The sequence below is a fragment of the Macrococcus sp. CoH-51_TC_04 genome (assembly GCF_058188655.1).
In genome coordinates, this window is sequence record NZ_JBVGOY010000001.1 from 37,062 (window position 1) to 50,469 (window position 13,408).

11 protein-coding genes are annotated in these 13,408 nt (G+C 38.2%); 9 read left to right on the forward strand and 2 right to left on the reverse strand.

Annotated features, from left to right (window positions below; translation table 11 throughout):
* Position 1: 1 nt before the first annotated feature.
* From ACZ2V4_RS00195 to ACZ2V4_RS00215, 5 genes are all read left to right on the forward strand, one after another.
* The gene (locus ACZ2V4_RS00195) at positions 2–760 is read left to right on the forward strand and encodes a dihydroorotate dehydrogenase electron transfer subunit (protein WP_219494533.1); all 759 of its coding nucleotides are present in this window, start codon (positions 2–4) and stop codon (positions 758–760) included.
* Positions 757–1,674 carry a dihydroorotate dehydrogenase gene (locus ACZ2V4_RS00200; RefSeq protein WP_219494534.1) on the forward strand — a complete coding sequence of 306 codons (918 nt, stop codon included), beginning with the start codon at positions 757–759 and terminating at the stop codon, positions 1,672–1,674. The genes ACZ2V4_RS00195 and ACZ2V4_RS00200 overlap by 4 nt, the downstream gene beginning before the upstream one ends.
* Positions 1,671–2,369, forward strand: a complete 699-nt coding sequence (gene pyrF / locus ACZ2V4_RS00205) for an orotidine-5'-phosphate decarboxylase (RefSeq protein ID WP_219494536.1) — start codon at positions 1,671–1,673, stop codon at positions 2,367–2,369. The genes ACZ2V4_RS00200 and pyrF overlap by 4 nt, the downstream gene beginning before the upstream one ends.
* The gene (gene pyrE, locus ACZ2V4_RS00210) at positions 2,359–2,970 is read left to right on the forward strand and encodes an orotate phosphoribosyltransferase (protein ID WP_101044320.1); all 612 of its coding nucleotides are present in this window, start codon (positions 2,359–2,361) and stop codon (positions 2,968–2,970) included. Before pyrF ends, pyrE begins: the two co-directional genes overlap by 11 nt.
* Positions 2,971–3,033: 63 nt before the next feature.
* Entirely contained in the window at positions 3,034–3,753 is a 720-nt protein-coding gene (locus ACZ2V4_RS00215; RefSeq protein ID WP_219494540.1) for a hypothetical protein, read from the forward strand.
* 56 nt (positions 3,754–3,809) lie between these two features.
* Here the strand turns inward: ACZ2V4_RS00215 and ACZ2V4_RS00220 are convergent, their stop codons facing one another.
* Together ACZ2V4_RS00220 and pulA are read right to left on the reverse strand one after the other, a co-directional pair.
* Positions 3,810–5,456 carry a phospho-sugar mutase gene (locus ACZ2V4_RS00220; RefSeq protein ID WP_241427495.1) on the reverse strand — a complete coding sequence of 549 codons (1,647 nt, stop codon included), beginning with the start codon at positions 5,454–5,456 and terminating at the stop codon, positions 3,810–3,812.
* 79 nt (positions 5,457–5,535) lie between these two features.
* Positions 5,536–7,575, reverse strand: coding sequence for a type I pullulanase (gene pulA, locus ACZ2V4_RS00225; protein ID WP_490514333.1), 2,040 nt, complete (start codon positions 7,573–7,575; stop codon positions 5,536–5,538).
* Between the two features lie 198 nt (positions 7,576–7,773).
* Between pulA and glgB the strand changes: the two genes are divergently transcribed.
* The 4 genes from glgB to ACZ2V4_RS00245 are packed head-to-tail and all read left to right on the forward strand — an operon-like array spanning position 7,774 to position 13,399.
* Entirely contained in the window at positions 7,774–9,693 is a 1,920-nt protein-coding gene (gene glgB, locus ACZ2V4_RS00230; protein WP_219494545.1) for a 1,4-alpha-glucan branching protein GlgB, read from the forward strand.
* Positions 9,694–9,729: 36 nt separating this feature from the next.
* A complete protein-coding gene (locus ACZ2V4_RS00235) occupies positions 9,730–10,878 on the forward strand; it encodes a glucose-1-phosphate adenylyltransferase (RefSeq protein ID WP_419895527.1) in 1,149 nt (382 codons plus the stop codon).
* Positions 10,878–11,981, forward strand: coding sequence for a glucose-1-phosphate adenylyltransferase subunit GlgD (gene glgD, locus ACZ2V4_RS00240; RefSeq protein WP_458619950.1), 1,104 nt, complete (start codon positions 10,878–10,880; stop codon positions 11,979–11,981). The genes ACZ2V4_RS00235 and glgD overlap by 1 nt, the downstream gene beginning before the upstream one ends.
* Positions 11,982–11,998: 17 nt before the next feature.
* Positions 11,999–13,399 (forward strand): glycogen synthase, encoded by a 1,401-nt coding sequence (locus ACZ2V4_RS00245; RefSeq protein WP_490514334.1) that lies wholly within the window; start codon positions 11,999–12,001, stop codon positions 13,397–13,399.
* Positions 13,400–13,408: the final 9 nt, after the last annotated feature.

Consider the following 13,408-nt stretch of genomic DNA (forward strand, 5'->3'; position numbering starts at 1 on the left):
GATGCAGGAAGAGATGCGAGTCGTTAAACAAACAAGTATCGCAAGAAATATATACGAAATCGTTTTACAAGGTGACATTACGAAAAACATGACAAAGCCGGGACAATTTGTGCATATGCGTGTTGGCAACAGTTCAGAGTTTATGCTGAGACGTCCAATTTCTATCTGCTCAGTAGATCAACAGGCACAGACTTTAACGTGTTTATATCGTGCTGAAGGAAAAGGTACAACGCAGTTATCACAACTGAAATCAGGTGATAGCGTAAATATATTAGCACCACTAGGGAATGGTTTTCCAGTAGAAGCTGCACAGAAAACAGCATTACTCATCGGTGGAGGTATCGGTGTACCACCATTATATGAATTATCTAAGCAACTCAATGCACGTGGCATTAAAACAATCCACGTGCTCGGCTTTCAGTCGGCTGAAGATATGTTTTATATTAAACAGTTTGAAGCGCTTGGTACGACGCATGTTGCGACAGTTGATGGGACATATGGTACGAAAGGTTTTGTAACAGATGTTATAAATGCGATACCGGTCGACTATGATACGTTCTATACATGTGGTCCAATCGTCATGATTAAGGCGATACAGGAGACGTTACCACATACGCCAGGTTTTGTTTCATTGGAAGAGCGTATGGGATGCGGTATCGGGGCATGTTATGCATGTGTATGTGAAGCGGATAATGAAGATGGCTACGTGAAGATTTGTACGGACGGCCCAGTATTTGAGAAAGGGGCACTTGCACTATGAGATTAAATATTGAACTACCAGGATTGAACTTAAAAAACCCGGTCATGCCTGCGAGTGGATGCTTTGCTTTCGGTAAAGAGTATGCACAGTTTATGGACTTAAATGAACTCGGTGCAATAATGATTAAAGCTGCGACACCAGAACGCAGATTCGGTAATCCGACGCCGCGTGTTGCAGAAACATCAAGTGGTATGATCAATGCGATAGGATTGCAGAATCCAGGTGTCGACCATATTATTCAGCATGAACTGAAGTGGCTGGAACAATTTGAAACACCCATCATCGCAAATGTTGCAGGTTCTAAAGTTGAAGATTACGTTGAAGTTGCAGAGAAGATTTCAAAGGCTCCGAATGTGTGTGCACTTGAACTTAATATTTCATGTCCGAACGTTAAGGAGGGCGGTATACAGTTCGGGACTGATCCTGACACTGCGAAGGAATTAACGCGTAAAGTTAAAGCAGTATCAAGTGTTCCAATATACGTCAAGCTTTCTCCAAATGTTACAAACATTGTAGAGATGGCGAGTGCAGTTGCTGAATATGCCGATGGTATTACGATGATTAACACATTAGTAGGGTTAAGGATCAATGAAAGAACGGGTGTTCCGATTATTTCTAACGTAATCGGAGGATTAAGTGGCCCTGCTGTTAAACCAGTTGCGATGCGTATGGTTTATGAAGTGCGTCGCGCATTGCCGAATATTCCGATTATCGCTATGGGTGGCATTACAGAAGCACAGGACGTTATCGACTATATTTCAGTTGGTGCAGATGCCGTCGCTGTTGGTACAGCAAACTTCCAGAATCCGACAGTTTGTAAAGATATCATTGATGCATTGCCAGGTCTTTTAGATAAATTGGGTGCTAATCATATTCATGAATTAAAAGGACGTACACAGGAGGCAGTGAAATGACAAAACCCATTATAGCTTTAGACTTTAAAGATATGGAAGCCGTAAGAATATTTTTAAAGCCGTTCAATGAATCATTATTTGTTAAAGTAGGGATGGAACTTTATTTACAGAATGGCCCGGATATCATAAAAGAAATTCGTAATCAAGGTCATGAGATCTTTCTGGACTTAAAGTTGCATGATATTCCGAATACAGTTGGTCAGGCAATGAAAGGATTAGGAAATCTAGATATTCAGATGGTGAATGTACATGCTGCTGGCGGCTCCATCATGATGCAGCGTGCCTTAGAAGGGTTACGTGATAGCGGTAGCAATGCATCTCTGATTGCAGTGACACAGCTGACAAGTACTTCCGAACTCATGATGCAGCAGGAGCAGAACATTCAGTCTTCCATTAATGACAGTATTTTAAACTATGCAACGTTAGCACAGAAGTCTGGACTTGATGGTGTCGTATGTTCGGCAAATGAAAGTGCAATGATTAGAGAGGTACTTGGTGATGCATTTCTGAAAGTAACGCCGGGTATTCGTACACCTGAAGATGCAAAAGGCGATCAAGTACGCATTGCAACGCCTGAATTTGCGAAATTGAATGGTGCAACACATATCGTTGTCGGGCGTTCAATTACACAAGATACAAATCCAGTCGCAAAATATCATCAAATAAAGAAAGCGTGGGAAACAGATGTTAAATAAAGAAATCGCAAAAGCATTGCTAGAAATTGAAGCAGTATCATTACAACCGAATGATATGTTTACCTGGTCCTCAGGAATTAAAAGTCCGATATACTGTGATAATCGATTAACAATGAGTTATCCTGCGGTACGAGATCAGATTGCTGAAGGTTTAAAGTCTTTGATTGAAACACATTTCAGTGATGTAGAGGTATTAGCAGGAACAGCGACTGCAGGTATTCCACATGCAGCATTTACTGCACAGAAGATGAACTTACCGATGAGTTACGTGCGCTCATCCAGTAAAAAACATGGTAAAGGGAATCAGATTGAAGGCCGTGTATTAGAAGGGCAGAAGGTTGTTGTCGTAGAAGATTTAATTTCTACTGGGGGATCAGCGATTGAAGCAGCGGATGCATTAAAAGCGCATGGTGCGGATGTATTAGGCATCGTTGCAATATTTACATACGGATTAAGCAAAGGGAAAGAAAGATTAGCACAAGCAGGATATCCATACTATACGCTTTCTGATTTCGATAGTCTCGTTGAGGTTGCAAGTGAGACAGGGAAGATTGAACAAAGTGATATTGAAGGATTAATTAACTGGCGTGATAACTTATAAGCAAAAAGAAACTGTTTAATGTATACTATCATTAAACAGTTTTTATTTTTTTGAGGTGAGAGAATGGGCAAATGGGACCACATTAATAAGTTTATTAAAGAAGATGACGATAGAAAGAACGTTGTCAACGATTCATTGGACCAGCAACATGTAAAGACCAGCAAAAGAAAACAGGTAATCGCACAAGTAAAGCAACCGATTAAAGAATTTGATTACCATATCGATTCTTTCTTGAACTATGCTTACCGCTCATTTGTCATGCCGAATAAAATAATAGATAACAGCAAAAGTAGTAAATATTTTTATTTTGCGGTTAGTAACTACTGTATCTTCTTGTGTATGCTCTATCTGCTTGGTGCATTTCACCTACGTACGTTTAATAATCTGGAAGGCATTAATTATGTAGTCAGTGGGGGTACATTTGCTTTAATCGCTATTCTAATGACGTATTTAATTCAGATGCTTGCTTTAAATCGGAGTAATAACTTCTATAAAGTATTTGTAGATACGATCAGCTACTATACGCTGTACAATTTCTTTATGCTTATCGAGCTGCTTTGTGTGTATCTACGCCCAGAATTCGTCATGATCATCTATACGATAAGATTTTTAATTATTATGACAGTGCCGATCAAACTCTTCTTTACATATAAAGAGATGAACAAGATAGAGATTGATGTCTTCCCGTTGCATATTCTATATATCATCATTATGGTGAGCTATATTTATATTACTAGAGACATGCCATGGCTGAACTTCTTTAAGTTTGTTCCTTCTGTGTAAATAAAGTACTAAATAAGCACTTGAAGCCTCTGAGGTTTCAAGTGCTTATTTAGTAATTAATTGAAGAAAGCCTGGTTCATTTCTTCTGCAAGTGATGCGATATCATCTGTAATCATTGATATGTATAGCTTGATTTTCGGCTCAGTACCTGATGGACGTAGTGCAATCCATCCATTCTCAAAATGAAACTTTAGCACATCAGCTTTCGGGAGCTCAATCTTTGTTTCAGAACCATCAGCATAAGAAGTCTGTGCAAGATAATCATCAACACGGATAACTTTTTGACCTGCTATTTCAGAAGGGAATTGGGCACGGCTTTCACTCATTATCTTTTCGATATGTGCTTTGCCTTCTTGGCCTTCAAAGGTGTGGGAGAATAATTTCTCCTGATAATGACCATATTTAGAATAAATGTCATTCATCTGGTCTACAATTGTACGCTGTTCATTCTTGAGCTCACTTGCCAGTTTGATAATGAGCGGGACGATTTGAACAGCATCTTTATCACGTACAAATGGACCGGCCATATAACCGTAGCTTTCCTCATAGCCAAATATATAGTTATACGCTAAAGAAGACTCAAATTGAGCAATCTTCTCTGCTATAAATTTAAAACCTGTTAAGACGTCAAACATTTTTACATTGTTTGCTTCAGCAATCTTGCGGCCAAGGTCACTCGTTACTATGGATTTTACTGCAGCACGATTTTCAGTCGTTTTAGTAGACTGAATACGATAGTGGAGGAGTAAAGCGCCTATTTGATTCCCATTGAAATAATGAAATTTGCCATCTACATATGCAACTATTCCCATACGATCCGCATCCGGATCTGTCGCAATCAGTAGATCTGCATTTGAGGCTTTCGCGTAATTGACAGCCAAATCAAATGCGTCATGATCTTCTGGATTCGCAGATTTTACAGATGTAAAATCGCCATCTGGAATCGCCTGTTCCTTAACCACTTCATATTGCGTAAAGTTAAGTGCATCTAATAGTTCAGGTATGATCGGTACACTTGTACCATGCAAACTTGTAAAAACGACTTTAAGATCAGATGCCGGGATATCTTCGACGAGTGAAATAACTTCCGATTTATAGGCGTTGATTATGCTATCATCTAAATATTCAATCCTGCTGTGTGCTAGCAGTTCAGCTTTACTTGTAGAGTTAAGTGCAAATACATCATCAATATCATCGATAAAAGCACTTACCTTTTGTGAAGCTTCAAGCGCTAGCTGTCCGCCATCTGGACCATAGATCTTAATCCCGTTATATTCAGGTGGATTGTGGCTTGCAGTTATCATTACGCCTGCATCGGTCTTTAGGTGACGCACAGCAAAAGACAATTCAGGTGTCGTATGATATCTGTCGAAGATATATGTCTTAACATTATGGTGACCTAATACTTCAGCAATTGCATCACAGAATTCCGGCGAGAAATGTCTCGTATCGTATGCGATGACCACGCTCGGTTCTGCTTTAAGTTCAATGAGATACTGTGCAAGGCCTGTTGCTACTTTCTGCACCGTGTATTTATTCAGACGGTTCGGTCCAAGTCCAATCTTACCTCGAATACCAGCTGTACCAAAAGATAAATTGCCTACATAACCCTCTTGCTTATCCTGTTCAGATAACTTTTCATAAGCTTCAATACTGATTAAACTATCATCGATATGTGCTTCCCATGTACTTTGATTTGTCAAATGTTCCATCTCCTTATATAGATTAACTTCATTAAATCATGAATTGTATACGCCGACCACTGATATGCTGATAATTTATTTAAAAATTCTTTTTTAGTAGCAGACATTGGTACGGATTTAATGTCACTTGTGACTGGACGAGCTTCTGTTGAGTGCTTTCATTCGTCAGTACTACTTCATATTGACCCATTCTTGGTAAGGGTACGTCATAATTGATCGCTGTAGGATTAAAAAGAAGTATAAACTCATATCTTCTATCGAAAAGCAATACCCCGAATAAAGGCTGGTCAATGTTAAGTTGTATGATACGTTTTGACTTATTTTCAAGCGTCTGAACCTTAAATATTTCATAAGTACGTCTTATTTGTATGGCTTGTTTGATGACATCAAGTTCTTTGTCATATTTGATTCTTCTGTTCCAGTCGATTCTATTGATGAAATCACTCAAGTTGTATGTGTTACCATGCCCATATTTTGTCCTAAAAAACTCTTGTCCAGCATGGATGAAAGGAGTCCCTAGTGACAGAATGGTGAAGATTGTAATCATCTGATGAATCTTATGCTGCAACTGTATATCGGTCTGAGTCGTATAGTTGATGCGGTCAAATAATGTATGGTTATCATGTACTTCTGCATAGTTAATCGACTGCTTGGCTGGGATACCTGTCTGTCCTGTGAAGAGTGTGAACATTCTTTCATAGTATCGCCCTTTTCCGTTGAAATAGCCTCGATCCTTAAGGTCGAAATTGTTCCCTTTTAATGTGTCCCTAAAGAAATCGTTAAAAAAATGAACGTCAGGGACTTGATCGATATTCTCATGAATCGTCTTTATAGCATCCGGCATTGCACTATATAGATTCCAGCCTTCACCTAGGATAAAGCCATATTTATTCTTACTTTGGATCAATCTTTCGATATGCTGCATCGTCTCAATATCAATAACACCCATCAAATCAAAACGGAAGCCGTCGATCTTAAAGGTATCAATATAATATTCTAATGTATCCAATATATATTTACGCATCATGACGCGTTCTGTCTTAACATCGTTTCCAACCCCAGTGCCATTGCTTAATGTACCATCTTTATGATAGCGAAAATAATATCCTGGCACGAGCTGTTCAAATGGAGAAGTCTCCATCTTATATACATGATTAAAGACGACATCTAAAATCACACCCATATCTGCTTCGTGATATTTCTGTACTACCATCTTTAATTCTTCGATTCGTTTCACAGGATGCACCGCGTCTGTAGAATAACTGCCATCAATCGTCTGATAGAATTCCGGATCATATCCCCAGTTGTAATTGGACGTGAAATCAATATCATCAACGCGAGCGAAATCGTTTACGGGTAATAATTCAATATGACTGGTGCCTAATGATTTTATATAATCAAAGCCAGTAGTATGCCCCGTATGGGTTGAGGTTCCTTCTTCGATTAACCCTAATAATTTGCCTTTATGCTGTATACCGCTATTCGGATGCATCGAGAAGTCTCTTGTGTGGACTTCATAAATAATGACATCATTACGTTCTATTTCTGGAAATTGAGAAGGAAAGTCTTGCACTTGATTCATATCGATGACCACGCTTTTCGTACTATTGACAGTTAATCCTTTAGCGTAGGGATCGTTCACTCGTATTTTCTTGTTGTTGATCATGACTTCGTACTGATAGGAAATACCATGGAGATTATTATCAACGACAACGGTATATGTACCGTTGTTCTTACGAGTCATTTCATACGTATGGTCATCTGTTACGACGATTATAGACTGCGCAACTGGTGACCATACAGAGAATGTCGTCTTATCATCTTTAATCGTTGCACCGAGGGTTTCATCCAGTGCACTAAATGCTGATTCAAAATTTGAGGTTCTCGTGATATCTCCTATGAATAATGGAATTTCTTGCCCGTCATATAATATATGATATGTTTGAGGCAGATGTATAGGATGTGACATCTTCAATTTATAATAGTAGTTATTTTCAAGTTTAAATTGTTTCATCAATTCTAGTTTGAAGATACCATCATTATCGATTTGAAAATGTCCATTTAATTTTACATTTGATTGAATGGTTATGAGATTAAAATCATCTATATAAGCTTGCAATGGTAAAACCTCCTACTCGTTTAATATTATAACGTGTAACATGGAAAATATAAAAGTAAAAATATTTTGAATATAGGAAATTTTATTCATTTAAAGGGTATAATATAGAGATGAAAATATAATTAAATAATGTTTAATTAACATATCGTTCACATTTTTCAATTATACTGAAAATAAGCAATATGACGGAGGGATGAAATGGTAACTGAATTAGATCGATTTTTATTTCATCAAGGGACGCATTATGCATCCCAGCAGTTTATGGGCGCTCATTTCAACAAAGAGAAAGGTGAGACAACATTTACCGTATGGGCACCACATGCGCGCAAGGTAAGTGTTGCATTAGATGCGAATCAATGGACGGGTACTGGATACGAACTTGAGAAAGTACCGGATAGTGGATTGTTTACAGGTACATTTAATGTATGTATTGGTTCAATCTATAAATATTTAATCGAAACTAAACAAGGTCAACAAATATTCAAGGCGGATCCTTATGCATTCTATGCTGAGAAACGACCTGCAACAGCATCGGTTGTCACGGATATCTCCTATCAATGGTCAGATGAAGCATGGCAGAGTAATAAGACTTCTCCTTATGATCAACCAATCAATATTTATGAAGTTCATCTTGGAACGTGGAAAAAACATAATGTTGAGCGCTACGAAGGAGAATCCATCGATGCGTTTACAGATCGTTCATATTATACATATAGAGAAATGGCGGAGTCCTTAATCCCGTATGTGAAGAAGATGGGCTATACTCATATTGAATTGATGCCAATTACTGAACATCCTTTCGATTTGTCCTGGGGTTATCAAGTAACGGGTTATTTTGCACCTACAAGCCGATTTGGTACACCACAGGATTTCAAATATTTTATCGATCAATGTCATCAGCACCAAATTGGAGTGATACTGGACTGGGTACCGGCTCATTTTTGTAAGGATGCGCACGGTCTCAGGATGTTTGATGGGACTCCGTTATTTGAACATCCCGATATGTATCGTGCAGAAAAACGTGGCTGGGGGACGTTGACCTTTGATTTTGGACGAACAGAAGTACAGAGTTTCCTCGTGTCAAATGCACTATTTTGGTTGAGTGAATATCATATCGATGGTTTGCGTGTGGATGCTGTACATTCAATGACGGATCTTAATTTTGAGAATCATAAAGCACATGAGAGAATTTTTAATGAGGATGGGACAACGATTCATAAAGAAGCGGTTGCGTTTTTACGGAAGCTGAACACTGAAGTTTTCAAACATTACCCGTATACATTAATGATTGCAGAGGACTCATCAGATATGAAGAATGTTACAGCGCCAGTTGCTTCTGGCGGACTTGGGTTTAACTTTAAATGGGATCTTGGATTTATGCACGACACGCTTGATTATATGGAACTCGATCCTATTATGAGGCAGCATCACCACAATTATTTGAACTTTCCGCTTGTCTATCGCTACGACGAAAACTTTATCCTACCTTTCTCACATGATGAAGTGGTCCACGGTAAACTTAGTATGCTGGATAAAATGCCGGGAGATCAATGGCAGAAGTTCGCGCAGTATCGCTTATTATATGGCTATCAGATGACCCAGCCGGGTAAGAAGCTTAACTTTATGGGTAGCGAGATTGGAATGTATGCTGAGTGGAAAGATAAAGAACAGCTGGACTGGTTCTTGCTGGACTATCCCATTCATCAAGGACTGCAGGATTTTGTTCAGGATATGAATAAGCTGTATTTAAAAGAAAGACCACTATTTGAATTAGATTACAAAACAGAAGGCTTCAAATGGATAGATGCAGACAATAATACACAGAATATTGCGAGTTACATGCGTACAGATCGTAAGGGTAACACTTTGATTATAGTGCTTAATTTCTCGAAGGAAGTTTATTATGACTTTACCGTGGCAGTAGATCAGCCTGGTAAGTATAAAGAATATTTTAATTCAGATAAAAAAATATACGGTGGCTCTAATCAAGTAGTCAGTAACTATCTTTTTTCAGAAACTATCGAGGTAACCGGTTTCAAACATGCGATAAAAGGGAAAATACCACCGTTCGGATTTGTAATCTATAAAAAAGTTAAAGAACGAAAAAGAACATCATAGATATTACAAAAAAATATGAATGAGGTAGGGGATATCATGTCAAATGAAGTTGTTGGAATGTTACTTGCAGGTGGAAAGGGAACGAGATTAGGTCAGCTGACAAAAAATATTGCAAAGCCAGCAGTGCCTTTTGGAGGAAAGTATCGCATCATTGACTTTACATTAAGTAATTTATCGAACTCAAATATATCGACAGTAGGAGTGCTTGTTCAGTACGCACCACTAATGCTGAACCGACATATTGGATTAGGAAAACCGTGGTCGCTTGATAAGCAGGATGGTGGCGTTACTGTGCTTGCTCCATTTGCTGATCAGGAAGGCGCTTCGTGGTTTGAAGGTACTGCCGATGCAATTACAAAGAACATTCATTTTATCGATCAGTATGACCCGGAATATTTACTGATTCTTTCAGGAGATCATATTTATCAGATGGATTATCAGCAGATGCTCGATTTCCATAAAGAAAAGCAGGCCGATGCGACGATTTCTGTAATTGAAGTGCCGATTGAAGAAGCAAGTCGCTTTGGAATACTAAATACTGAAGAGGATCTTAAGATTTATGAATTCGACGAAAAACCAGAACATCCAAAGAATAATCTTGCGTCGATGGGAATCTATATCTTTAGCTGGAAAGTTTTACGTGAGTATTTAATCGCAGATGAACAAGATACGCAATCTGAACATGACTTTGGTAACGACATCATCCCCAAAATGCTGGATGCTAACAAACTTCTTTATGCGTATCGATTCGAAGGATACTGGAAGGACGTAGGTACGATACAGTCCTATTGGGAAGCGAATATGGATTTACTAGAAGAAGATTTAAAAGAGCTGTTAAACAGCAAGTCATGGCCAACGTATTCTCATGAAGAAAACTTGCCGCCACAATATGTAGGTACTCAAGCAAATATCGATGATTCACTCGTCTGTCCAGGGTCATTTATCTTTGGTCATGTCGATCATTCAGTGCTGTTCAGCGAAGTTACGGTAGGCGAAGGTGCTATCGTTCAGGATGCAATCATCCATCCAAAAACTGTAATCGGTAAAGAATGTACAATCAGAAAAGCAATTATCATGGATAACCTTATCATTCCAGATGGTGTTACGATTGACGGAACAAATGAGCAGGAACCGATTGTTGTTGGTCCTAAAAATATTCATAAATTTACAGGAGGTCATGCATAATGCGTTCGCTTATGGGATTAATCAATTTATCAAATGAACAGGATTATTTAGAAGAACTCACGTATTTTCGAAATGGTGCGAGCGTTCCATTTGCAGGGAGATATCGTCTGATAGATTTCAGCCTTTCTAATATAGTAAGTTCGGGTACTGATCAAGTTGCAATCTTTGTCAACCAGAAGTACCGTTCTTTAATGGACCATCTTGGAAATGGTGATGATTTTGGGCTTGATGACCGAAAATCAAAATTATTTGTGCTCCCTCCGGATTGGCACGATCCATCGGATATTTCTAAAGGAGATTTAAGGCATTTTCATAACAACCGTGATTTCTTTATTAGAAGTAATGCAACGGATGTGATTATTTCTGGATCACAGCTGATTGCAAACACGGACTTTAAGGACGCATTTAAATTTCATATAGAAAATGATGCAGATATCACATTGATTTCAGAGAATGTGGATAAGCTTGAAGAAATGCATCAACCATTATTACGTGTAAATAATGAAGGTTCGAAAGTGACATATCTTAACCATGATAGTGCCAATGCCCACGTATTTACTGGAACATATATTATAAAGAAGGATAAATTATTTGAAATCATGGATTACTGCATTCAGAATTATAAAGATAATTTCTTCTTCCATGGTATATTCGAAAGAATAGATGAGCTGGATGTCACATATTATGATATTCAGGAAGTGACAATGTACATCAACTCGCTTAAGACATTCTATAAGAATAACTTGAGCATTTTAGAGCCTGAACGTTACAAAGCAATATTTATGAAGGAAAATAGAATTAAAACAAAGATTTCTAATCAACCTCCGACAAAATATATTGGTGATTGTACCGTTCTAAATTCGACTGTTGCCAATGGGTGTGAAATTGCAGGACATGTTGAAAACAGTATTCTTTACCGCGGCGTATGTGTTGAACCAGGTGTAACAATAAAAAATTCAATTATTATGACCAATTGCCATATAAAAGCGGGTGCTTTGATTGAAAATGTTATATTAGACAAAGACGTCATTGTGAATGAGCATCAGAAATTGATTGGGTCACAAGATAAGCCGTTTGTTGTTGCGAAAAGACAAACAATTTAAAGAAAGTTGGAAAAGTGATGAAAAAGATATTATTTGTAGCTTCAGAATGTACACCTTTCTTTAAGTCTGGAGGACTCGCTGATGTAATCGGCAGTCTTCCTCAATATTTAAATGAAACAGGTGACTGTGAAGTGCGTGTGATTTTACCACTTTATCAAGACTTAAAATCTGAATATAAGGAACAGCTTAAAGAAGAAATGATTTTTCAGACACATGTAGGCTGGCGTTTTCAATATACACGCATTCTATCATTAAAATGGAATGGTATTATATATTATTTTGTTGATAATATGCAGTATTTCAGTCGTGATACACTGTACGGTTATGATGATGATGGAGAACGTTTTGTCTTCTTTTCAAATGCTGTAATAGAATTTATCTATAGAGGAGATTATAAACCGGACGTACTTCATGGACATGACTGGCAAGCGGGGGCGGCAGTTGCCTTTTGTAATATAAAGCAACCTGTTGCTGGAATGCGTACTGTATTCACAATCCACAATATCAAATATCAAGGAATGCTGATGTACGATGCGTTTGACAACCTTTTTAACCTCGAGCGCGTTCATTTCGCGGGTTTCGAGTGGAGAGGCATGCTGAATCTTATGAAAGCAGGTATCTTCCATGCTGATAAGATTACAACGGTATCTCCGAGCTATGCTGAAGAAATTAAGTCACCATACTACGGCGAAGGGCTTGACGACTTATTGAATATGCGTGCACGTGATTTAACAGGTATTGTCAATGGGATAAATGTTAAAGATTATAACGCGCTTACTGATAAGAACATCGCCGTCAATTTCAAAAGTTCGATACTTAAGAAACGAGAGAACAAGACGATACTTCAGGAAACGTTCGATCTTCCGAATTCTGCTCATATACCGATGTACGCAATAATCACGAGGATGGTAGAACAAAAGGGTCTGCATCTTGTGATGCGTATTATGGAAGAATTTATCCAGAATGAGGTACAGCTCTTTATCATGGGAAATGGCGAAGTAGAGTTTGAAAACTACTTTAATTATCTTCAGGAGAAGTATCCAGATAAAGTACGCTTCTATAGAGGGTTCGATGAGCAGGTTTCAAGACAAATCTATGCAGCAAGCGATTTCTTTATCATGCCATCACTTTTTGAACCTTGTGGTCTGAGTCAACTGATCGCGCTGCAATATCGCTCAATTCCAATAGTTCGTGAAACAGGGGGACTGAAGGATACCGTCATTCCATTCAATGAAGTGTCGATGGAAGGTACTGGATTATCCTTTGCCAACTATAATGCACATGAATTATTAGATAGGCTTTATGCATCATTATTAATCTATCATGATGAAAATAAATACAAAGCTCTGATTAAGAACATCACAAAAGTGAATCATAGCTGGGATGCTTCAGCACGACAATACTTAGACATCTATTAAGGAGACTTC